This is a genomic window from Jiella sonneratiae (genome assembly GCF_017353515.1).
Lineage (GTDB): Bacteria > Pseudomonadota > Alphaproteobacteria > Rhizobiales > Rhizobiaceae > Jiella > Jiella sonneratiae.
Genome location: NZ_JAFMPY010000001.1, coordinates 330676 through 353023, shown reverse-complemented (window position 1 = coordinate 353023; position 22348 = coordinate 330676). Strand labels below are relative to the sequence as shown.

At 68.0% G+C, this 22348-nt stretch carries 22 protein-coding genes and 1 pseudogene; 11 read left to right on the top strand and 12 right to left on the bottom strand.

Going from position 1 to position 22348, the window contains the following annotated elements; translation table 11 throughout:
- The first annotated feature begins 3 nt into the window (after positions 1–3).
- The 5 genes from J1C47_RS01515 (at position 4) to J1C47_RS23955 (ending at position 5440) form a co-directional block, all read left to right on the top strand.
- Positions 4–1107: an FAD-dependent oxidoreductase gene (locus J1C47_RS01515; protein WP_207348944.1), complete on the top strand. Its 1104-nt coding sequence runs from the start codon at positions 4–6 to the stop codon at positions 1105–1107.
- Between the two features lie 30 nt (positions 1108–1137).
- The gene (gene ligA, locus J1C47_RS01510) at positions 1138–3579 is read left to right on the top strand and encodes an NAD-dependent DNA ligase LigA (RefSeq protein ID WP_207348943.1); all 2442 of its coding nucleotides are present in this window, start codon (positions 1138–1140) and stop codon (positions 3577–3579) included.
- Positions 3580–3710: 131 nt separating this feature from the next.
- A complete protein-coding gene (locus tag J1C47_RS01505) occupies positions 3711–4223 on the top strand; it encodes a YbjN domain-containing protein (protein ID WP_207348942.1) in 513 nt (170 codons plus the stop codon).
- Between the two features lie 108 nt (positions 4224–4331).
- A complete protein-coding gene (locus tag J1C47_RS01500; protein ID WP_425354528.1) occupies positions 4332–5108 on the top strand; it encodes an AzlC family ABC transporter permease in 777 nt (258 codons plus the stop codon).
- On the top strand, positions 5105–5440 hold the full coding sequence (locus J1C47_RS23955) for an AzlD domain-containing protein (RefSeq protein ID WP_207348941.1): 336 nt from the start codon (positions 5105–5107) through the stop codon (positions 5438–5440). Before J1C47_RS01500 ends, J1C47_RS23955 begins: the two co-directional genes overlap by 4 nt.
- A 51-nt stretch (positions 5441–5491) precedes the next feature.
- On the opposite strand, the gene J1C47_RS01490 is transcribed toward J1C47_RS23955, so the two are convergent.
- The 3 genes from J1C47_RS01490 to J1C47_RS01480 all read right to left on the bottom strand — a co-directional run bounded on the left by J1C47_RS01490 (position 5492) and on the right by J1C47_RS01480 (position 7789).
- Positions 5492–6004, bottom strand: a complete 513-nt coding sequence (locus J1C47_RS01490; protein ID WP_207348940.1) for a cytochrome b — start codon at positions 6002–6004, stop codon at positions 5492–5494.
- A 220-nt stretch (positions 6005–6224) separates the two neighbouring features.
- Positions 6225–7415 (bottom strand): vWA domain-containing protein, encoded by a 1191-nt coding sequence (locus J1C47_RS01485; RefSeq protein WP_207348939.1) that lies wholly within the window; start codon positions 7413–7415, stop codon positions 6225–6227.
- Between the two features lie 155 nt (positions 7416–7570).
- The gene (locus J1C47_RS01480) at positions 7571–7789 is read right to left on the bottom strand and encodes a hypothetical protein (RefSeq protein ID WP_207348938.1); all 219 of its coding nucleotides are present in this window, start codon (positions 7787–7789) and stop codon (positions 7571–7573) included.
- A 311-nt stretch (positions 7790–8100) separates the two neighbouring features.
- Between J1C47_RS01480 and J1C47_RS01475 the strand changes: the two genes are divergently transcribed.
- Positions 8101–10074, top strand: coding sequence for a methyl-accepting chemotaxis protein (locus tag J1C47_RS01475; protein ID WP_207348937.1), 1974 nt, complete (start codon positions 8101–8103; stop codon positions 10072–10074).
- A 213-nt stretch (positions 10075–10287) separates the two neighbouring features.
- Here J1C47_RS01475 and J1C47_RS01470 read toward each other — a convergent pair whose 3' ends face one another.
- The 4 genes and pseudogenes from J1C47_RS01470 to J1C47_RS01455 all read right to left on the bottom strand — a co-directional run.
- The gene (locus J1C47_RS01470) at positions 10288–10500 is read right to left on the bottom strand and encodes a hypothetical protein (protein WP_207348936.1); all 213 of its coding nucleotides are present in this window, start codon (positions 10498–10500) and stop codon (positions 10288–10290) included.
- Between the two features lie 218 nt (positions 10501–10718).
- Positions 10719–11201, bottom strand: a complete 483-nt coding sequence (gene rpsI, locus J1C47_RS01465) for a 30S ribosomal protein S9 (RefSeq protein WP_207348935.1) — start codon at positions 11199–11201, stop codon at positions 10719–10721.
- Complete coding sequence (rplM, locus tag J1C47_RS01460) at positions 11201–11665, bottom strand: 50S ribosomal protein L13 (protein WP_207348934.1); 465 nt, start codon at positions 11663–11665, stop codon at positions 11201–11203. Before rplM ends, rpsI begins: the two co-directional genes overlap by 1 nt.
- A 392-nt stretch (positions 11666–12057) precedes the next feature.
- Positions 12058–12477 (bottom strand): annotated as a pseudogene (locus J1C47_RS01455) (PaaI family thioesterase); the annotation flags it as partial.
- Positions 12478–12720: 243 nt separating this feature from the next.
- Here J1C47_RS01455 and J1C47_RS01450 point away from each other — a divergent pair.
- Together J1C47_RS01450 and J1C47_RS01445 are read left to right on the top strand one after the other, a co-directional pair.
- A complete protein-coding gene (locus J1C47_RS01450) occupies positions 12721–13542 on the top strand; it encodes an enoyl-CoA hydratase (RefSeq protein ID WP_207348932.1) in 822 nt (273 codons plus the stop codon).
- A 65-nt stretch (positions 13543–13607) separates the two neighbouring features.
- Positions 13608–14105, top strand: a complete 498-nt coding sequence (locus tag J1C47_RS01445; protein WP_207349078.1) for a CoA-binding protein — start codon at positions 13608–13610, stop codon at positions 14103–14105.
- Positions 14106–14216: 111 nt separating this feature from the next.
- On the opposite strand, the gene J1C47_RS01440 is transcribed toward J1C47_RS01445, so the two are convergent.
- From J1C47_RS01440 to J1C47_RS01420, 5 genes are all read right to left on the bottom strand, one after another.
- Entirely contained in the window at positions 14217–15368 is a 1152-nt protein-coding gene (locus tag J1C47_RS01440) for a diguanylate cyclase (RefSeq protein WP_207348931.1), read from the bottom strand.
- Positions 15369–15756: 388 nt separating this feature from the next.
- Positions 15757–17445: a PQQ-dependent sugar dehydrogenase gene (locus J1C47_RS01435; protein WP_207348930.1), complete on the bottom strand. Its 1689-nt coding sequence runs from the start codon at positions 17443–17445 to the stop codon at positions 15757–15759.
- A complete protein-coding gene (locus J1C47_RS01430) occupies positions 17438–17893 on the bottom strand; it encodes a DUF2231 domain-containing protein (RefSeq protein ID WP_207348929.1) in 456 nt (151 codons plus the stop codon). The genes J1C47_RS01435 and J1C47_RS01430 overlap by 8 nt, the downstream gene beginning before the upstream one ends.
- 217 nt (positions 17894–18110) lie before the next feature.
- The gene (locus J1C47_RS01425) at positions 18111–18692 is read right to left on the bottom strand and encodes a DUF4142 domain-containing protein (RefSeq protein WP_207348928.1); all 582 of its coding nucleotides are present in this window, start codon (positions 18690–18692) and stop codon (positions 18111–18113) included.
- A gap of 153 nt (positions 18693–18845) precedes the next feature.
- Positions 18846–19949 carry a Gfo/Idh/MocA family protein gene (locus tag J1C47_RS01420; RefSeq protein ID WP_207348927.1) on the bottom strand — a complete coding sequence of 368 codons (1104 nt, stop codon included), beginning with the start codon at positions 19947–19949 and terminating at the stop codon, positions 18846–18848.
- Between the two features lie 174 nt (positions 19950–20123).
- On the opposite strand from J1C47_RS01420, the gene J1C47_RS01415 reads away from it, so the two are divergent.
- From J1C47_RS01415 to gatC, 3 genes are all read left to right on the top strand, one after another.
- On the top strand, positions 20124–21401 hold the full coding sequence (locus J1C47_RS01415) for an O-acetylhomoserine aminocarboxypropyltransferase (protein WP_207348926.1): 1278 nt from the start codon (positions 20124–20126) through the stop codon (positions 21399–21401).
- A 176-nt stretch (positions 21402–21577) separates the two neighbouring features.
- The gene (locus J1C47_RS01410; RefSeq protein WP_207348925.1) at positions 21578–21925 is read left to right on the top strand and encodes a cupin domain-containing protein; all 348 of its coding nucleotides are present in this window, start codon (positions 21578–21580) and stop codon (positions 21923–21925) included.
- Positions 21926–22060: 135 nt separating this feature from the next.
- Entirely contained in the window at positions 22061–22348 is a 288-nt protein-coding gene (gene gatC / locus J1C47_RS01405; protein WP_207348924.1) for an Asp-tRNA(Asn)/Glu-tRNA(Gln) amidotransferase subunit GatC, read from the top strand.

Sequence of the window (22348 nt, the reverse complement as noted above, 5' to 3'; positions counted from 1 at the left end):
GCGATGGCGCGCGAGGATCTGGTTTTCATCGCCGGGGCGGGGCCGGTCGGTCTCGCTGCGGCCGTCGAGCTGACCCGGCGGGGCGTGCCGGTGCGCATCGCCGACCGGGATGCCGGGCCGACGCCCGCCGATCAGTCCCGGGCGCTCGGCGTCCTGCCGCAGACGCTGCGGATCCTCGAAGCCTCGGGCCTGTCGGAAAAGCTCCTGGCCGCCGGAACGACGGTCGGCGGCGCCGATCTTTCGATCGGGGAGAAGAAGGTGGTCTCGCTCGATCTCTCCGGCGCCCGAACGCCGTACCCCTTCATCCTGTCGTTGCCCCAGGGCAAGACCGAGCGGCTGATGATCGAATGGCTGGGGGCGAGGAACGTCGCGGTGGAGTGGAACGTCCCGGTCGAGGCGGTCGGCGACACGCGCCGGCCGACGGTTCGGCTCGGCACCGGCGAGGAGGTGGCGGCGACGGCCGTCCTCGGTTGCGACGGCGGCCATTCGAAGGTCCGCGAGGAGATCGGCGTGCCCTGGGTCGGCGAGGGCTACCCGGGGATCTTCGCTCTCGCCGACGTCGCCTTTTCCGTGCCGATCGATCCCCACCGGGCGCGCTTCTCGCTTGGATCCCCCGCCGGCACCTCGCATGCGCTGGTGCCGATGAGCGACCGGACGGGCCGGCTCATCGGCTTCCACGACTCGCCGGAAAGGCTCGTCGCGGCGGCGAAGAACGTCGAGCGCGTCATCTGGCAGTCGACCTTCCACGTCGCCTTCCGCCGAGCGGAGCGGATGTCGCGCGGCTGGGTGTTTCTCGCCGGCGACGCTGCCCACGTCCATTCGCCGGTCGGCGGGCGCGGCATGAATCTCGGAATCTGGGACGTCGCGACCTTCGCCTGGCTGTTTTCCGAGCATCGCGAGACCGAGTACGAATCGAAGCGCCTGCCGGTCGTCAAGACCGTCCTCGACCAGACGTTCGCCGGGACGCAGACCCTCGACGATCCGCCCGCCTATCTCGGCCCGCTGCTGCGCTACGTCATGCCGCTCGCGACCGGCGTTCCCTTCGTCGGGCGCCGGATCGCCGAGCGGCTGCTCGCCCTTGACCTGCCGCAGCCGGAATGGCTCTGAGAGGCGGGTGGCGTTTGAGGGGCGGACGAGATGGCGAATGGGGAAGACCGACCGGTCGAGGAATTGAACGAAGCGGAAGCCGCTGCGGAGCTCGCCCGTCTCGCCGCCGAGATCGCCGAACACGATCGCCGCTACTACCGCGACGACGCGCCGACCGTCTCGGATGCCGAATACGATGCGCTGCGCCGGCGCAACAGCCGGATCGAGGCGCGCTTTCCGGCGCTGATCCGCGCCGACTCGCCCTCCGAGCGGGTCGGAGCTGACATTTCCGAGAAGTTCGGAAAGATCCGCCACGCGCTGCCGATGCTCTCGCTCGACAACGCCTTTTCCGACGAGGACGTGGCGGATTTCGCCAGGCGTGTGCGGCGGTTCCTCAAGCTCGCCGAAGACGCGCCGCTGGAGATCACCGCCGAGCCGAAGATCGACGGACTGTCGCTCTCGCTGCGCTACGAGGCGGGCGAGCTCGTCTCGGCCGCGACCCGCGGCGACGGCACCACCGGCGAGGACGTCACCCGCAATGCCCGGACCGTCGGCGACATCCCGGACCGGCTGAAGGGAAATGCGCCGGACATCTTCGAGGTGCGCGGCGAGGTCTATATGAGCCACGAGGCGTTCCGCGCCCTCAACGCCCGTCAGGCCGAGACGGGCGGCCCGGTCTACGCCAATCCGCGCAACGCCGCTGCCGGCTCGCTGCGCCAGCTCGACGCGTCGATCACCCGCTCGCGCAAGCTGAAGTTCTTCGCCTATGCCTGGGGCGAGGCGAGCGACGTTCCCGGAAAGACCCAGACCGAGGTCGTCGCGGCGCTCGGCCGGATGGGCTTTGCGGTCAATCCGCTGATGCGGCGCTTCGACAGCATCGACGCGCTGATCGCGCACTATCATCTCGTCGAGGAACAGCGGGCGAGCCTCGGCTACGACATCGACGGCGTCGTCTACAAGGTCGACGATCTGGAGTTGCAGAAGCGGCTCGGCTTCGTCTCGCGCAGCCCGCGCTGGGCGATCGCCCACAAGTTTCCCGCCGAAAAGGCGACGACGATCCTCAACGACATCGAGATCCAGGTCGGGCGCACCGGAGCGCTCACCCCGGTCGCCAAGCTCGATCCGGTCACCGTCGGCGGCGTCGTCGTCACCAATGCGACGCTGCACAACGAGGACTACATTGCCGGCCGCGATTCGAACGGCGCGCCGATCCGCGAAGGGCGCGACATCAGGATCGGCGACACCGTCGTCGTCCAGCGCGCCGGCGACGTGATCCCGCAGGTGCTCGACGTCGTCATGGACAAACGGCCAAAGGGCGCCGAGCCCTACCGATTTCCCGACCATTGCCCGGTCTGCGGCTCGAAGGCGGTCCGCGAGATGAACCCGCGCACCGGCCGGCCCGATTCCAAGCGCCGCTGCACGGCGGGGCTGACCTGTCCTGCACAGGGGCGCGAGGGCCTGAAGCACTTCGTGTCGCGCAGCGCCTTCGACATCGAAGGCTTCGGCCAGACCTATATCGAGACACTGTTCGACGCCGGCCTGGTGCGTCAGCCGGCCGACATCTTCCGGCTCGCCTTCGAACCGCTGCGCGACGCGATCGAGACGCGCCGGCGGCAGGTCTCCGAGGCGCGGCGGAAGGCCGAGGGCAAGGCCGACCCGGAAAAGCCCGCGAAGAAGGCGGAAACGACGAAGGCGATCGACAACCTCATCGCTGCGATCGCGGCGAGCCGCGAAGTGCCGCTCGACCGCTTCATCTTCGCTCTCGGCATTCCCCAGATCGGTGAGACCTCGGCAAAGGCCCTGGCGCGCCTGTTCGCCGACGTGCCGGCCTTCGTCGACGGGGTCGATGCCGCGGCGAAGGAGCAGCCCGGCGAGGGGTGGCTCTCTTTGATCAGCACACCGTCGATCGGCGGCAAGACGTTCGACGCGATGACCGCGCTCGACGATGACGTGCTCGCCGACGAGGCCTTCGATCCGCTGAAGGACAAGGCTCTGGCGCTGAAGGTCAATCAGCGCGCCGCCCTGCGTGAGCGTTTCGGCGACGCGGCAGGCGTTCGCGCCGCGATCGCCGCCGCCTGCCGTCAGGCGCCCGGACCCGCCTTTCTGGCATTGGCGAAAGACGGTGACATCGGGCCGGTCGCGACGGAGTCGCTGCTGCAGTTCTTCAGCGAAGTTCACAATCGCGATGCCGTGCGTGCATTGCTCGACGTGGGGGTCACGACCACCAACGACCGCGCGAGGCCGGCAAAAGCCTCTCCCGTCTCGGGCAAGACGGTGGTCTTCACCGGCTCGCTCGAAAAGATGTCGCGCGACGAGGCCAAGGCGATGGCCGAGGCGCTGGGGGCGAAAACCGCGGGGTCGGTGTCGAAGAAGACCGATCTCGTCGTCGCCGGCCCGGGCGCCGGCTCGAAGCTGCAGAAGGCCGAGGAGTTCGGCATCGAGGTGATCGACGAGGCCGGCTGGTTCAGGCTGATCGGCCGCGACGGGCCGTGAGCGGCGGCGCCCGCGTGCGGTGCAGAATGATCACGGGCCCTCGCGAAAGCTCCGGGCCTTGCTCGCCGGCTATTGCTTTGACGACCACGGGGCCGCAGCGTCGGCCGATCTTTCGACCACACGGACACATCATGCTCGACCGTTCGACGCGGCGCCTTCCCGCAGTTCTACTCGCCGCCGCCTTTCTCGCCGTTCCGGCCGGCTCCGCCGCCTTTGCCACCGAGGCGCGGGCGAATTCCCACCCGATCGACCGCAACGATTTCGCCGCGGTCCTCGACGTCGCGAAGGGCTATGGCGAGGCCGAACTGACCCGAACGGAAAGCGGCGATCCGGTGGTCGCCGGCGACATCAACGGCGCCGCCTATCAGCTGTTCTTTCTCGACTGCCGAAAGAACCGCGACTGCCGCACCCTGAACTTCTATGCGATCTGGGACACCGCCGACGTCTCGCTCGACCTCGTCAACCGCTGGAACGCCGCCGGCGCCTACAACAAGGCCTATCTGACCGAGGACGGCATGCCGGTGATCGAGCTGAACGCCTCGAACACCGACCTCACCCGTGAACGGCTGTCCGATCTCTTCGACCGCTGGACCGTGACGCTGGCGGAGTTCCCGCGCAACGTCCTCGACCAGGCGGGCCGGTAGCGCCGCCGTGCCGGTCGAGGGCGGAGGAGACGCGGGGGCAGGCGCGCGCTACGACTGGCGGCCTCGACGGGCGTCGTGTCCGGCAACTCGGCTCCGGCGGATCGCGGGATGAGCGGGCGGCTCGTGGATCCCGAGGGCCGCGCGGGCGACGGCGAGGAGGTGGGCAGGCGTGCCGAAGCCGCTGCGGCCATCCGGGCCCTCATGCCGGTGCTGCTCGCCGTCTTGCCCTTCGGCATCGTCTACGGCGCCGTCGCGGTGCAGGAAGGCCTGACCGTCGCCGAGGCGATGGGCTTTTCGGCGGTGGTCTTCGCCGGCGCCTCGCAGCTCGCGGCGCTGCAGCTGATGGGCATCGGCGCGCCGATCTGGGCAGTGCTCCTGACGGTGTTCGCGCTGAACTTCCGCCACGTGCTCTATTCGGCCTCGATCAGCCGGCATCTCGGGGCGTTCTCGCCGGCCCGCAAGGCGCTCGCCTTCTTCGTCCTCGTCGACCCGCTGTTCGGGGCAGCCGAGGTGAGGGCGGCGCGGACGCGGCTGACCCCGGCCTTCTACTTCACCTACGGTCTGACGATGTATGCCGGTTGGCAGCTGGCAACGCTCGCCGGGGCGAGCTTCGGCAAGCTGATCGCCGACCCAGAGGCCTTCGGGCTCGACTTCGTGCTGCCGGTCTATTTCCTCGGCCTCGTCATGAGCTTTCGCAAGCGCGGCTCGTTCTACCCCGTCGCCGGCACCAGCCTCCTCGTCTCGGTCGTCGTCTACGGCATCGCCGGTCCGCCCTGGCACGTCAGCCTCGGCGGCCTCGCGGGGATCGCCGTCGCGGCGCTGCTCGGTCCGCAGCGCAACGGGGCGGGCGGCGGGCCCGGCGGCATGGAAGGAGAAGGCCGGTGAACGCCGCCCCGCTTCTTTCCGAAGGCGCCTGGTCGGTCGGTTCGATCTGGGTCGTGATCCTCGCGGCCGGTGCGCTGACCTATCTGACGCGCTTCGGCGGCCACCTTCTGATGTCGCTCTTCGGCACCATCCCGCCGCGCGCCTCGGCAGCGCTCGATGCCGTGCCGGCGGCGGTGATGACGGCGATCGTCGCGCCGGTGCTCGTCTCCGGCGACTGGGCGGAGCGGATCGCCATCGTCCTCTGCCTGATCGCGAGCTTCCGCCTGCCGCTCATCGTCGTCGTGGTCATCGGCACGGCGCTCGTCGCGGGGCTGCGGGCGCTGGGCCTGTGAGCCGACGGGACGAGCTGGACCGCGGGCGGCGGGCCGGCCGCTCGGCGAAGGTCACACCGTCCCGGGCACGAAGATCCGCTTCAGCACGTTGGTCTTGAACCAGAACTGCTGGACGAGCGCCCCGGCGACATGCAGCGCGACGAGCACCAGTAGCGGGTTCCACATGATCTCGTGGAATTCGCCGAATTCGCCGATCATGCCGAACCAGGCGATCAGGCCGGTGACCGGCATCAGGATCAGGATCGCGTAGATCAGCCCGTGGGTGATCCGGGCGAGCCACGAGGCCCAGGTCGGCTCCTCGGCGGGATAGGGCGGCCGGCCATGGCTGTAGCGGTCCCAGAGCCGCACCAGCGCGGCGAGCAGAACCAGCGTTCCCGCGATGATGTGCACCCAGCCCCAGGTCTCCGTCGCCGGGTCGATCTCGGTCCCCCGGCGCGTCGCTCGCCACATCGCCACCATCCACTCGTGGTCGACGAACTGCACGACGATGAGGACGACGATCGTCCAGTGCAGGGCGACGCTGAGAGTGGACCAGCCCTGCGAACGAGGAGCGGAAACGGACATTGGCGGATCATCCTTCGATCTGGCCGGGCGGGGCGACACGAGCCGGTGCCGCAGCGCAGTTGCCTCAGTCCTTGGCAGCGATGCGCATCGCCCGGCAAGTTAAGAATCGTTCAAAACTGTATCGAAGTGATGGCACTGCGCCAAGGCCGCGCGGCGATCGGCCCCGGCCGGTCCTTTCGATCGTCGACGAAGAGACGGGACCCTCGTCGCGCGGCACCCGTCAGCGGGCGAGTTCGCGGGTCGCCGCCTCGATGCCGGCAAGCGTCAGCGGAAACATCCGGCCGTCCATCGCCTCGCGGATCATCGCGACCGACTGGGTATAGTCCCAGTAGCGCTGGTTCGAGGGATTGAGCCAGGCCGCCTTCGGCCACTTCGCCGTCAGCCGGTCCAGCCAGATGCGCCCCGGCTCGGCGTTCCAGTGCTCGACCGAACCGCCGGGCATGGCGATCTCGTAGGGGCTCATCGCCGCGTCGCCGACGAACACCGCCTTGTAGTCCGGCCCGAAGGTGCGGATCACCTCGTCGGTCGGGATCGTCTCGGCGTGGCGGCGGCGATTGTCCTTCCACAGGCGCTCGTAGGGGCAGTTGTGGAAGTAGAAGAAATCGAGATGCTTGAATTCGGCGCGTGCCGCCGAGAAAAGCTGCTCCACCTCGCGCACGTGATCGTCCATCGATCCGCCGACGTCGAGGAAGAGCAGGAGCTTGATGGCGTTGTGGCGTTCCGGCCGCGTCCTGACGTCGAGATAGCCCTTGCGCGCGGTCGACGTGATCGTCTCGTCGAGCGCGAACTCCTCCCGCGCGCCCTGGCGCACCCAGCGGCGCAGCCTTTTCATGGCAATGCGGATGTTGCGGGTGCCGAGTTCGACGTCGTCGTCGAGATCCTTGAACTCCCTGCGGTCCCAGACCTTCACCGCGCGACGGTGGCGGCTTTCGTGCTGGCCGATCCTGACGCCTTCCGGATTGTAGCCATAGGCGCCGAAGGGCGAGGTGCCGCCGGTGCCGATCCATTTCGAGCCGCCCTGATGGCGACCCTTCTGCTCCTCCAGCCGCTGCCTCAACGTCTCCATCAGCCTGTCGAAGCCGCCGAGGCTCTCGACCAGCTTCTTTTCGTCCTCGGTGAGGTGCTTTTCGGCGAGCCGCCGCAGCCATTCCTCCGGCAGCTCGCGGGCGGCGATCTCTCCCTCCGCCGACCCGGCGACGGCCTCGACGCCCTTGAAGGCCTGCGCGAAGACGCGGTCGAACCGATCGACGAAGCGCTCGTCCTTCACCAGCGCGGCGCGCGCCAGATAGTAGAATCCCTCGACGTCGTAGGTGACGAGGTCGGCGCGCATCGCCTCGAGGAGCTGCAGATGCTCGCGCAGCGTGACCGGGACGCCGGCGGCCTTGAGCTGGAGGAAGAAGGTCAGGAACATGCGCAGAGCTTAGGGCGATCGGCGGCCGGATGCGAGCGTCCGGCTGTTCGGCCGCGCGGGCGGCCGGTAAGAAACGGCCGCCATGACGGAATAGGGCCGGACGCGACATCGCGCGTCCGGCCCCGGTTTCTCGTATTTCAGTCTGGCCAGGGGGGCTAATTGCGGGGATTTTCGTCTTCGTCGGCCGCAACGCTCTCGGCCGGCCGGCGCTCGGCTTCTCCGCCCAGCCGATCGACGCTGCCGGGGCGGTCGAAGGGGTTGTCCTCGCTCGGCCGCGCCTTCGGAGCGTTCTGGCGGTAGCTCATGTCCTGATCGCGGTCCTGTTCGTCGGCGCGATTCTGCTGGTTGTCGAATTTGTCCGGCGCGTTGCTCATCGTCCGGTCCTTCCTTGCCGCTGGTTGTCGCCCTTCCGGAGCTTTCCTCCGGCCCGGCGCCTCGAGCGCTAACCAGCGGCCCGGGGCTTCGTTCCACCACCTCCCGCAACACCGGCGCCGCAATGTAACTTCTGCTTATAAATCGCGCGTACTTTACGTCAATGCAATTATTGCTAACGATACCAAATCTTAAATCCAAACCATTTATTGGGTTGGTTAAAGTTGGACTGAATGCAAGTAAAATCCGGGTAAGGCTTCGGATGTAGTGGGGCCTTGAATTTCTGTTTCGCCAAAGGGACGAGGGACGACGCATGAGCGCCAGATCGAAGCGCCTTCAGAAGACCATCTCGATCGCCATCGTTTCGGCGATCGCCGCAATCCTCTGCGGCGAAATCGTCGTCGACCGGATGCATGAAGCGAACACCGCCCTCCTGCAGGAGACGACGGCTTCGGAACTCGCATTCGCACGCAAGTCTCTCGACCTCGCGGTCCTGCAGAAGAAGATCCAGATCGACGTCGTCCAGGTGCAGCAGTTCCTGACCGACGTCTCCGCGACGCGCGCCCTCGACGGTCTGTCCGATGGTTTCGATCTGGCCAAGGAACATGCCGAGTCCTTCGCCGGCAATCTCGCCGCTGCCCGCGATCTGGCGGTCAGCCTCGACGCCAAGGAGACGCTGGCGACCCTCGACGAACTCAAGGAGGCGTTCCCGCCCTTCTACGCCCTCGGCCAGAGGATGGCGCAGGCCTATGTCGCCGAAGGTCCGGCCGGCGGAAACCTGTTGATGGGCGACTTCGACGCCACGGCGCAGCGCCTCGGCGAGGCGGTCGACAAGTCGGAGGCCAGCATCGACACCCTCCTCGAAAGGCTCGCCTCCCAGCAGAACGACGTCGCGGCCGACGCAGCGGCGAAGGCCGACGTCGCCTCCGCGCTGTCGATCGCCATGGGCTTGATGACGATCGTGGCCGGCCTCGCGCTCATCCTGTTCACGCGCCGCCGCCTGATGGCGCCGCTCGACCACGTCACCGACGCCCTCGACCGGCTCGCCCGCGGCGAGCGAGTGGACGATCTCAGCGAGGCCGGGCGCCGTGACGAGGTCGGCGATCTCGCACGCGCTTTCCAGGCCTTCAAGCGCGCCGCCGAAGAGAAGGCACGGCTCGAAAGCGAGGCCAATGCCCGCCGCGACGAGGCCGATGCCGAGCGCGACCGCGCCGCGAAGTTCCAGGCCGTGACCGCCCGGGAACAGGCGATGGTCGTCGCGGAGATCGGGCAGGGGCTCTCGGCGGTTTCGGCCGGCCGGCTGGCCTACCGGATCGAGGCGGCGTTCCCGGCCGCCTACGAGGGCCTCAAGGCCGATTTCAACTCGGCCGTCGCGACGCTCGACCGGACGATGGCGACGATCTCGCTCGGCGGCGAACAGATCCGCGTCGGCTCGCGCGAAATGTTCCAGGCGACCGACGACCTGTCGCGACGCACCGAACAGCAGGCGGCGAGCCTCGAGGAGACCGCGGCAGCGCTCGGCGAGGTGACGGACGGCATCCGGCGCACGGCCGAAAGCGTCGGCAATGCACGCAACGCCGTCGCCCGGGCGAAGCAGGAGGCCGAACAGTCCGGCAGCGTCGTCGACGGGGCGATCGCCGCGATGGGCAACATCGAGAATTCGTCGCAGCAGATCTCGCAGATCATCGGCGTCATCGACGAGATCGCCTTCCAGACCAACCTCCTGGCGCTGAATGCCGGCGTCGAGGCCGCCCGGGCGGGCGAAGCCGGCAAGGGTTTCGCCGTGGTCGCCCAGGAAGTCCGTGCGCTCGCCCAGCGCTCGGCGGAAGCGGCCAAGGAGATCAAGGCGCTCATCGGCCGTTCGGCGGATCAGGTGGCGGACGGTGTCCACCTCGTCGGCGAAGCCGGCAAGTCCCTGAAGGCGATCGCCGACCACGTCGCGACGATCAACGGCATCGTCCGTGAGATCGCCGCCTCGTCCGAGGAGCAGGCCGCGAGCCTTTCCGAGGTCAACACCGCCGTCACCAACATGGACCAGATGACCCAGCAGAACGCAGCGATGGTCGAGGAATCGACGGCGGCCGCCAACCATCTGTTGAGCGAGGCCGACGAACTGGCCCGGCTGATCGGCCAGTTCGAACTCGCCTCTGCGCCCCGCCGGGCAGCCGTCGCGACATCGCCGCGCAAGCCGAAGCCCGCCTCCACGCCCCGGCTGCAGTCGGTCGGAAACGCTGCGCTGAAGCCGGTGGCCGAGGCGAGCGAGGACGCCGACTGGCAGGAATTCTGAGCGGCGCGGCGGCTGCGCCCGCCGCCGACCGCCCTCGATCGGCCGAACTGTCGAGGGAGCCAACAAAATAAAGACCCGGCGCGGATCGCCTCCGCGCCGGATCTCGTCGTTTCGGGAGCAGCGTTCCCACCTGCGCCGCCGGGCCGCCGGCGGGAAGAAGGCAAGCGGCCGGACCGGTGCTGCGCGGTCCTTGCGGCGACTTGCCTGCGGCCGTCAGGCGAACCGGCGGCGGACGAGTTCCTCAAGGAGATCGGGATCGACCCTGTCGCGCGCCATCAGCAGCCGGGCGATCGGCTCGGCGAGAAGTTCCTCCAGCGTCGGCTCGCCGGTCATGCAGTCCTCCGACAGGCCGGGCCGCGCGCCGGCCGGCCGTTCGACATGGTCGAAGAAACTTTCGAAAGGTTCTGAATTGGCTAACGAAACCATCGTCATCGTCCTCGTTGATGGCAGGCGATATGTGCCAGATTCGGACGGCGGGAAGATGACGTTTCGCATTCGAGCGGGCGGATCACGCGCCTGTGAGGTCAAGCCTCGCGGCGACCGCTGAGCGAGCCGGCACGTCGGTGCGGCGCACGCCAAAAAAACGGCCGCGGACGAAACGTCCGCGGCCATCGAGTACCCATTCGGGATCGGGTGATGGCGGATCAGCGCTTGGAGAACTGGAAGGAGCGGCGGGCCTTCGCCTTGCCGTACTTCTTGCGCTCCACGGTCCGCGAATCGCGGGTGAGGAAGCCGCCCTTCTTCAGGATCGCGCGCAGCGCCGGCTCGTAATAGGTCAGCGCCTTGGAGATGCCGTGGCGCACCGCGCCGGCCTGGCCGGAGAGGCCGCCGCCGGTGACGGTCGCGATGATGTCGAACTGGCCGTCGCGGCTGGTCGCGACGATCGGCTGGCGCAGCACCATCTGCAGGACCGGACGGGCGAAATAGGCCGTGTAGTCCTTGTCGTTGACGACGATCTTGCCGGAGCCGGGCTTCACCCAGACGCGGGCGACGGCGTCCTTGCGCTTGCCGGTGGCATAGGCGCGCCCGTACTTGTCGAGCTTCTGGACGTGGACCGGAGCGTCGGGCTGCGGAGCGGGGACGTTCGCGGCCGAGCCGAGTTCTTCGAGGGAAGAGAGCTGGGACATTATGCGGCCCTCGCATTCTTGGAGTTCAGCGCACGGACATCGAGCGCCTCGGGGTTCTGCGCCTGGTGCGGATGCTCGGGCCCGGCATAGACGCGGAGGTTCTTCAGCTGGCGACGGCCGAGCGGGCCGCGGGGCAGCATGCGCTCGACGGCCTTCTCGACGACGCGCTCGGGAAAGCGCCCCTCGAGGATCTCGCGCGCCTTGCGCTCCTTGATGCCGCCGGCATAGCCGGTGTGCCAGTAGTAGGTCTTGTTCCAGTACTTCTTGCCGGTCAGGACCACCTTGTCGGCATTGACGATGATGATGTTGTCGCCGTCGTCGACATGCGGGGTGAAGGTGGCCTTGTGCTTGCCCCGGAGGCGAAGCGCGACGAGGGAGGCGAGGCGGCCGACGACGAGCCCTTGGGCGTCGATCAGGATCCACTTCTTCTCCACCGTCTCGGTCTTCTGCGAGAAGGTCTTCATGGGTTGCCCCTGGATGTTGTTCTGGTTTCGAGGCAAGCCATCGCGGGCCGCCATACGAAAAGGGCGGCCGGCGGCCGCTCTTCGTGGGCGTCTGCATAAGGACGGAACGGCTGGCTGTCAACGCCGAAAGCGTCGCAAGCCGCCCCGGTGATCCCTGTAATGCAGGGGATAGGCGGAGACGGTATCATAATACCGCACAAATTCCCGTCCCCGGCGGCGGGCTCAGCCAGTGGTCTGGTTCCGACATTTGGCACCGACCTGTGGAGACCGCGCAGCAAATGTCGGAATCGAAAGACCACGAGCCAACTTTTTGATTATAGTGGATTTTTTGAATTTGACACTTGATACGACGCCTCACCCGATCGGGACTCAAATGTCAAATTCGATCCACTAGGCGGGATCGAATAGGTCGCGACCGCGTGGCAGACGGTGGTGCCGTCGTCTTCGCCGGCGATCGCCACCTCGCAGACGGCGAGGCGTTTTCCGAGCTTGAGGATCGAGGCCTTGGCGACGAGCGTTCCCGGCGGCGGCTTGATGAGGAAGTTGATCGACATGTTGGTGGTCACCGCGAGCGCCACCGGCCCGATATGGGCGAGGATCGCGACATAGGCGGCGACGTCGGCGAGGGTGAACAGCGTCGGCCCGGAAACCGTGCCGCCTGGCCGCAGATGGCGTTCGGCGGCAAGGAGCTTCATCACCACGAAGCCCTCGCCGACCCTGTCGACGGAAAAGCCGCTGTCCGGCCCCATCACCTGCGGGAACCCGTCGCGGAGGAATTCCCGCAGGGCCTCGACCGTCATGACCGGTTGCATGGCGCATTCTCCCGTTCCCCGCCGCCGTCGCGAAGCATTGGCGCAGGCGGCTCTCCCGACTATGTTCAGACCATGGAACCGAAGGCGGCGGCAAGGAGGACGTGCGGATGGCGTCGATGATGAGCGCGCCCGACGACGCTTGGCGTTCCGTGGCCGTCCGGGTCTCCCGTCGCGGGCGGGCTCCATGATCCGCCGGCACCGTCGCGATCCCGTTCCGTCTCCCGACCCGAAGCTGAAAGTCGCATGGCCGAGATCCTCGAAATGAAGCCAGACACGCTGCCGCACCCGATCGAGGTGCAGAAGGCGCCGGGCATCACCCGCATCGCCCTGTCCAATCCGCCGGCCAACGCCCTGTCGATCGCGACGATGGCGGCGCTTGCGGCGGCGCTCGAAGAGGCGGCCGACGACAGGGAGTGCCGGGTCGTCGTGCTTGCCGCCCATGGCAAGGTGTTTTCGGCCGGGCACGATCTGAAGGAACTCACCGCCCATCGGTCGGACGAGGACCGCGGCCGGGCCTTCTTCGAGACGACGATGCGCCAGTGTTCGGCGCTGATGCAGGCGATCGTCCGGCACCGCTGTCCGGTCATCGCCGAGGTGAACGGGCTGGCGACCGCCGCCGGCTGCCAGCTCGTCGCCTCATGCGACCTCGCCATCGCCTCGGAGGATTCGCAGTTCCAGACGCCGGGGGTCAATATCGGCCTGTTCTGCTCGACGCCGATGGTGGCGCTGTCGCGCAATCTCACCCGCAAGCACGCGATGGAGATGCTGCTCACCGGCGAGCGGATCGATGCGCGCACGGCGCGCGACTTCGGCCTGGTCAATCGGGTCGTGCCGCCGGAATATCTCGGCACGATCGTCGGCAAATACGCGACGACGATCGCTTCGAAATCGGCGGCGACGGTGAAGATCGGCAAGGAAGCCTTCTACGCCCAGGCCGAAATGGGGCTTGCGGCCGCCTACGACTACGCCGCCGGTGTGATGGTCGAGAACATGCTCGCCCGCGATGCCGAGGAGGGCATCGGCGCCTTTCTCGACAAGCGCAAGCCGGACTGGAGCCACGAGTGACCGGCCCGACCGAGACCGGCGGCGGCGTGGCGAACGGCGCCGCGCCGCTTGCCTATCCTGACGCAATGATCAGCCGGATCCTTTCCGAGACGAAGACCATCGCCATGGTCGGCGCCAGCGCCAGGGAGGTGCGGCCGTCCTATTTCGTCCTGAAATATCTGCTGGCCAAGGGCTTCGACGTCATTCCCGTCAATCCCGGCCTTGCCGGCAGGGCGATCCTCGGCCAGACGGTCTATCCGAACCTTGCCGCGATCCCGCGCCCCGTCGACATGGTCGACATCTTCCGGTCCTCCGACGCGGTGCCGGGCGTCGTCGAGGCGGCCCTGTCGCTCGATCCGCTTCCGAAGGTGGTGTGGATGCAGCTCTCCGTGCGCAACGACGCGGCCGCGGCGCGGGCCGAGGCCGCTGGCATCACGGTGATCATGGATCGCTGCCCGAAGATCGAATATGGGCGCCTGTCCGGCGAGATCGGCTGGAACGGCGTCAATTCGCGGATCCTGTCGTCGAAGAAGCCGAAGCTCGGCCAGGGCTATCAGAGCTTCGGCATCAACACCCGCCGCTGATCCTCTGCGGCGTTGGCGCTGGTACCGCCGGCGGCGAGCGCCCCTCGCAAGCCTCCGACAGTGGCCATTGATAAAGGACGGGGTGGGGCGAAGCGTCGGGGCGCCGTGCCGTCAGGCCGCCCGCCACGTCTCGGACGCGTCGTCGCCCAGTTCGACCTCCACCCGGTTCCGGCCGGCGCGTTTGGCGCGGTAGAGGGCGCGGTCCGCGGCGGCGATGGTGGCGTTCACCGGCCGTTGCGGCTGAAACGCCGCGACGCCGAAGCTCGCCGTCACCCGGCAGCCTTCGCCGAGCTTCAGGTGGCCGAGGGACGCGAACCGCTCGCGGACGGAATCGGCGATCGCCGCCGCCTCGGCGACGCTCGCATGCGGCAGCGGCAAGGCGAATTCCTCGCCGCCGAGCCGCGCCGCGGAACCGCCGGTCTCCTGCAGCAGCGCCGCCAGGCTGCGGATGACGTCGTCGCCGGCGAGATGGCCGAACCTGTCGTTGATCGCCTTGAAGTGGTCGAGGTCGCAGAGCACCACGGCGCCGCCGCCGTGCCGCATCTCCTCGGCGACCTGTTCGAACGCCCGGCGGTTGAGGAGGTTCGTCAGGCTGTCCCGCTCGGACTTGCTGCGATAGCCGAGGATCGTCTCGCGGACGATCTTCGCGACGACCAGAAACGCCACCGCCGGCAGCAGCAGGGTGACGAGGGCGAGCAGCACCACCGCGATCTCGCTGCGCCGCAAGCCGTAGATCGACGGAACGTCGTCGCCGATGCTCGGATAGACGGGAAGCCGCAGCAGGAAGATCGCGGAGAGGCCGCAATAGGCGACGAGCAGCGCGAGATCGAGCGAGTCCTTTTCCTTCTTCCCCGCCAGCGTGACGATGCCGTCGGCGAGCGCCAGGGCAGCGGCGGCCTTGAACGGCAGGGTCTGGTAGAGGTTCTCGAAGCCGAGGCCGGCAAGCACGACGGAGACCGACGACAAGGTCGCGATCGCCGCGACGAAGGTGACGTCCGCCTGGGGGCGTCCGACGAGGAAGCGGACGGCCTGACCGGCGCAGAAATAGGCGAGGGGCATGAGGACGGATTCGCCGACCGCCTGCAGGAAGCTGTCGACGCCGGGCCGCAGCAGCGCGACTTCCATCCCGGCACAGAGAAGGGCCGTCGCGAGCCACAGAAGCAGCGATTTCCGGCGGAATCCGCAGTTGATCAGCGCACACAACACTGCGAGGGCCACCGTCAGGATGGACACCGCTGCGAACATACTGATCTGGTCGGTCACTCGACGTCCCCGCCACGGATTCCAATCGCCGGCTCGCCAATGCCGGGCTGGTATCACCCGTTCGTTAAGCAGGTCTCAACTTCGACGCGCGCCCGCACGTTTCCGGCGAGCCATCCGACTTTAGCGAGACGGCCGGCCGCATGGCAATCGCTGCTGCCGTATCATCGGACGGTCATCACCAGAGAAGCGCCGGACCGGCGGCGTCACGGGAGAATCGGGATCGCCCGGCATCGTGGGTTTCGCGGATTCCCAAGCGAGGGCAGGCCGGAGGCTGCAACACCCCACCCGGGTCGTCACACATCTTCCGCGCAAGGGGAAAGACCGCAGCGTCGCCGGCGACCCATTACCTTCGAACGATCTTCCGCCTGACCCCCGCTCGGGAGGGCCGTCACTGCGGGCCGTTCGGCGCAGTGGCGCCGGTTTCGCCTGCACCGTTCGGCAGCGCCGACGGCGCGATCTCGGTCTGCGACGGATCGGGCGCCGAGGCGTCCGGACGCGCGGCCGGTGCCTCGCCGGTGATCAACTCGTCGCTCGACGCCGCGGGAGAGGTGCCCAAGCCGGAGGAGGCGCCGCCCGCATCCGGACTGGCGACGCCGGTCGCCTGCGACGCCGCGCCGTTCCCGCCCGCGGCGGCCGCGGCGTTGCCCTCGCCGGCGCCGGCCCCGGTACTTGCCGGCGACGCGGCGGCGGTCCGGCCGTCCGAGCCGATCGGCCGCTCCGACACCGTCCCGTCCGCCGAGGCCACCCGCCAGACGGTGTTGCCGGCGTCGTCGGCGACGAGCAGCGCGCCGGTCCCGTCGATCGCAAGGCCCACCGGCCGCCCGTGCGCCTCATCGCCGTCGATGAAGCCGGTGACGACGTCCTGCGCCTTGCCCGCAGGCTTGCCGTTCTCGAACGGCACGTAGACGACCTTGTAGCCGTTGAAGAAGCTGCGGTTCCAGCTGCCGTGCTCGCCGACGAAGGCGCCGTGGGCGAAGCGGCTCGGCATCGCGGTGCCGAAGGAGAAGGTCATGCCGAGGGGCGCGACGTGGCTCGACAGCGCGTAGTCCGGCGCGATCGCCTTTGCCACCATGTCCGGGCGCTGCGGATGAACGCGCGGATCGACGTGGTTGCCGTAATAGCTCCAGGGCCAGCCGTAAAAGCCGCCGTCCTTCACCGAGGTCATGTAGTCGGGCACGAGGTTCGGGCCGAGCTCGTCGCGTTCGTTGACGACGGCGTAGAGCTCGCCGGTCTCCGGCTGGAAGGTGAGGCCGTTGGGATTGCGCAGGCCGGAGGCGAAGACCCGCGCCGCCCCCGTCTGCCGGTCGACCTGCCAGATCGCCGCGCGGCCCTTTTCGGCCTCGATGCCGTTCTCGACGATGTTGGAGTTGGAGCCGACCGAGGCGTAGAGATATTTCCCGTCCGGGCCGAGCGCGAGATCCTTGGTCCAGTGGTGGTCGATCGGGCCGCCCGGCAGCGGCGTCAGCACCTTGGGTTCGGCGGTGATCTCGGTGTCGCCGAGCCGGTAGGGATAGGCGAGGATCGCGTCGGTGGCGGCGACGTAGAGCGTGTCGTCCGCCCAGGCGATGCCGAAGGGCGAGTCCAGCCCTGTGAGGAGGTCGAAACGCTCGTCGACCGTGCCGTCCCGGTCGGTGTCGCGCAGCAGCGTGACGATGTTGCTGGGCTTCTGCGGCCCGCTGCCGCCGCCATGGGCGATCGACATGATCCAGCCGCGGATGATGTCCTTCGGACGGTTCTGCGGCTCGCCGGCGGGACCGCGCGACTGGACGACGAGGACGTCGCCGTTCGGCAGGGTGTGGACCGAGCGCGGATTGACGAGGTCCTTGGCATAGGCCGTCACCTTCAGCCCGTCCGGCACCTTCGGCGTCTCGCCGTCCTGCCAGCCGATCACCTCGGCGACCTTCATGCTCGGAAGGAGCGATCGAGAGGGCTCCGGCAGCACCGGATCGGGGCCGATCTGCTTGGAGATGTCGAAGTCGGAGCCGCCGTCCTGGGCGAGGCCGGGCGTCGCGGCGACGAGCGCCAGACAGCTCGCGGCGGCGAGCGCTGCGGAACGGAGGATGGGGCGATCAGTCATGATAGTAGACTCCAGCGAGGCGCCGGCCCGTCGCCGCGCGGCCGACGGCCGCGGTCACGAGGACGAGGAGGAAGGTGATGGCGGAAAGGACGAGCCCCCAGGGCACGACGGCCGTCCAGCCGTCGCCGGCATGGACGAGGCTGTTGAAGAAGGCGACGACGAGGACGATCAGCCCGAGCACCACATAGCCCCAGCCGGGGCCGGCAAGGCGCACGCTCCGGCGCGTCAGGAGCTCGATCACGCCGACGATCAGGGCAAGTCCGCCGATCACCTCGCCGACGAAGAGCAGCCAGGCCGAAAAATTCTGCCACATCAGGTTCGCCGTCTGCCAGTAGACGATGTCGCTGGCGAGGGTGAGGGTAAAGCAGACGGCCGGGAACGGCACGAGCAGATTGGCGATCGGCTGGGCGAGAGGGGTCGTCCTGACCCCGGCGGTTTCAGATACCATTGGTCGTTTTTCCGATCGATGAATGTCCGTTGAATCGAATGACAGCATCGCCCGCTCGGCGAGCGGACGATGGTCTGGATGGCTGGGGCGGCGCGCGGACCGTTGCCGTGCAAGGATCCGCGGTCCGGCCGCGCCACGCGGTGCGGAGGGCAGGCCGGCCCGCTGCCGCCCCTGCGAAGCGGGAGGCTCCCGGCGCCATCTCCCTAACGCGCGGTGATCACTTCAGTTTCTCGACCATCTGCAGATGCTCCTTGAGCGTCGGCAGCGTCTTCTCCGCAAATGTCCTGATCGGGCCGTCCTCGCCGTTCTTCGCATAGGCTTCGAAAAGCGCGACCGTCTCGACATGCGCCTGGTGCTGCATGGCGACGTAGTCCGCGTCGAAGGCGCTTTCGTCGTCGGCGTTGAGCGTGTCCATCATCTGCTGGTGCCTGGCGTCGAGCCCGGTCGGAACGGCAACGTCCGTCTTCGACCCCCGAACGGCCTCCTTCAGCCCGGTGGCGGCGTCCGAATGGTCCTCGACCATGCGCTTGGCAAAGCTGCGGACGGCGTCGTCCGTCGATTTGGTCAAGGCGAGGTTCGAGGAGTCGATCTCGAAGGTGTTGCCGGTCGCGGCCATCGGCACGAAGTTCTTCGCCGACTTGACGTTCTCGGGAGCCGGGGCCGGCGCCTTGTCGGTGTCCATGGCGTTTTCGCCCATGGCCTTGCCGGTGGTGCCGTTGCCGGAGGACTGGGCGAAAGCCGGCACCGACGCGGCGAGAAGGGCGGCGGCAGCGGTGCTGATCAAAGTGGTGCGCTTCACGGAAGATCTCCCGGAGTTCGGAGCCGGGGAAAAATCCCGCCGGCTTTCGACCTCAAGAGACATGCGGCATTCATTGTTCCGTATCATACACTTAGCCGACGAGCGTTCGCTTTTCCCCGGCGGCTTCGGCGGGTATCGAGTCGGCGGGGGCGGTCACTCCATCGGCAGTTCGATGCCGACGAGTTCCGGCGTCGCCGCGAGGTCGAGTTCGCGCTTCTGGTCGGGGCCCGGGCGGCGCATGCGCTTTCGGGGCTCGAGCCGCTGCGTCGTTCCGGTCTCGATCGCCCGCTCGATGGCGGCGAGCACGATCATGTCGAGGAGGCCTTCCTCGCCGTCCGGCTCCGGCTGCCGGTCCTCGAGGATGCAGTCGGAGAAATATGCCGTCTCTCCGGCGAACTGGTCGACCACCGGCGCCTCGTGGGTCGAGGTCTCGCCGTCCCGGGTGAGGTCGTAGGTGATCCCCGTGCCGTCTCCGAAGCCGAAGGCGGGGGAGACGTTCATCGCGCCGTCGGTGCCGACGAGGTAGAACTGGTCGACGCTCTCGGCCGAATAGGAAAGGGTGAAGCTCGCCTGCCGGCCTTCGGTGAAGCGAAGGACGACGCTGACCGTGTCGTCGCAGCCGAGATCGCGGTCGGTCCGCGAGGCGAAGGCCATGACCTCGATCGGCTCGGCCTCGAAGAGGTTGCGCACGGCGTTGATCGGATAGGTGCCCATGTCGGGGACGGGGCCCGCCCAGTAGCCGCTGGTCGCCCGATGGTTGGACGCCTTGACGGTCTGCGAGAAGGTCGAGGTGAAGAAGCGGGGCTTGCCGATCGCGCCCTTGCGCACGGCGTCGACGATCGCCAGCGTGCCGGGCTCGCAGTGCAGGCGATAGGCGATCATCAGCTTCGCGCCCGAGGCCCTGGCTGCCGCCTCGATCGCCTCGGCGTCTTCGAGGCTCGCCTCCATCGGCTTTTCGAGAAGCACGTGGATGCCGGCCTTCAGCGCCGGCTCGGCGAATTCCCGATGGCGGAAGTTCGGCGTCGCGACATAGACGGCGTCGACCGTGCCGCTCTCGAGCATCTTGTCGTATTCGTCGTAGCCGTAGACGTCGAGCCCGTATTGCCGCGCGAGCGCCGCGCCCTTGTCGCGGTCGCCGGTGACGATGGCGGTCATCAGCGAATTCGCGGTCTGGCCGACGCCGGGCATGAAGGCCGCCTGCGAGATCCAGCCGCCGCCGACGACGGCGTAGCGGATTTTTCCTTCGAGGCTCGGCATGGCGGCGCTCCCTGTCGGCAAATTCAAAATGGCGGGACGGACTTCCTCCGAACCGGCCGAAAAACGGATCGGCGCCCACTCGTCGGGCGATCGGCTGACATGATAAGGCGGGCGGGACATGCGAAAAGCCGGCCAGCCGAATAATCATCCGCCGGCGCGACAGGGAGGCAGGCAATGAACGCACCGAAATTCGAAACGCTGGCGATCCATGCCGGCGCGCAGCCGGACCCCGCCACGGGGGCGCGGGCGACGCCGATCTACCAGACGACGTCCTTCGTGTTCGACAATGTCGACCACGCGGCCTCGCTGTTCGGCCTCCAGCAGTTCGGCAACATCTACACCCGCATCATGAATCCGACGCAGGCGGTGCTGGAGGAGCGCGTCGCCGCGCTCGAAGGCGGCACCGCGGCGCTCGCCGTCGCCTCGGGCCACGCCGCCCAGCTCATCGTGTTCCAGGCGTTGATGCGGCCGGGCGAGGAATTCGTCGCCTCGCGGAAACTGTACGGCGGTTCGATCAACCAGTTCGGACACGCCTTCAAGTCCTTCGACTGGCGCGTGAAATGGGCCGATCCGTTCGACCTCGCCGACATCGAGGCGCAGATCACCGACAAGACCAAGGCGATCTTCATCGAATCGATCGCCAATCCCGGCGGCGTCGTCCTCGACATCGCGGCGATCGCCGAGATCGCCCATCGCCACAAGCTGCCGCTGGTCGTCGACAACACCATGGCGACGCCGTATCTCTGCCGGCCGCTCGAACACGGCGCCGACATCGTCGTCCACTCGCTGACCAAGTTCATGGGCGGCCACGGCAATTCGATGGGCGGCGTCATCGTCGACGGCGGCAGCTTCGACTGGTCGGCGGACGACCGCTATCCGATGCTGTCGGAGCCGCGGCCGGAATACAACGGCATCGTCCTGCACGAGACCTTCGGCAACTTCGCCTTCGCCATCGCCTGCCGGGTGCTCGGCCTGCGCGATCTCGGCCCGGCCATCTCGCCCTTCAACGCCTTCATGATCCTCACCGGCATCGAGACGCTGCCGCTGAGGATGCAGCGCCATTCCGACAATGCGCTGAAGGTCGCCGGACACCTCCAGAGCCACGAAAAGGTCTCCTGGGTCTCCTATGCCGGCCTCGAGGGCGACCTGTCGCACGAGCGGATGATGAAATACTGCCCGAAGGGCGCCGGCGCCGTCTTCACCTTCGGGCTGAAGGGCGGCTTCGACGCGGGCGTCAGGTTCGTCGAGGCGCTGGAGCTGTTCTCCCACCTCGCCAATATCGGCGATACGCGCTCGCTGGTGATCCACCCCGCCTCGACCACCCACCGCCAGCTCTCGGACGAGCAGAAGACGGCGGCCGGCGCCGGGCCCGACGTGGTGCGGCTGTCGATCGGCATCGAGGAGGCCTCCGACATCATCGCCGACCTCGACCAGGCGCTCGCCAAGGCCTGATCGGCGGACGCGCCGCGGGACGACCGACCAGGGCGACGGGCGACGGCCGGCTCCGGCGCCTTGTTTGCTGCAGTGCGGAACGAAGCTCGAGGCCGGTCATTGCTGGCGAGGCCCGAGGCGGGCAAGGATGCGAACGCCTCGGGGCCGCCCGACCGATCGCCAGCGAGGACGCGACCATGACCGACCGTTTCATCCGCTTCGACAAGGAGGGCGTCGAGCCCGAGGCCGGCGCGCCGGCCAAGGAAAAGGTGACGAGCGGCCGGCCGACCAACCGGAGCTGGAACCTCGAGGACGACGGCAACGGCCTTTACGCCGGCATCTGGGAATCGACCGCCGGCGAGTGGCTGGTCGACTATAGCGAGTGGGAGTTCTTCCACATCATCGAAGGGGTCTCGATCCTGACCGAGGAGGGCGGCGAGCCGGTCAAGCTGAAGGCCGGCGACAGCTTCGTCATCCGCCCCGGCTTCAAGGGCCGGTGGCGCGTCGTCGAGCCGACGAAGAAGCATTACGTCATCAAGACGTGAACGGCGGCGTCGTGTTCATGCGCCGCGCGCGGGGCGAAGTCCGCGACCCGGCCGGGCTCGCCCGCGCCCGTTGCCACCCGCGGATGGCGCCGTTATAGCACGGCAAATCCAGATGAACCTGCCGCCGGAGACAAGATGTCCGTCGATTCCGCCACCGTGCGCCGCGTCGCCAAGCTCGCCCGGATCGCCGTCAGCGACACGGACGTGGCGGCGATGGAGGCCGAGCTGAATGCCATTCTCGGCTTCGTCGAGCAACTCTCCGAGGTCGACGTCTCCGGCGTCGAGCCGATGACCTCGGTGACCCCCATGGCGATGAAGAAGCGCCAGGACGCCGTCACCGACGGCGACAAGGCCGACGACATCGTCGCCAACGCGCCGGCGAGCGAGGACCACTTCTTCATGGTGCCGAAGGTTGTCGAATAG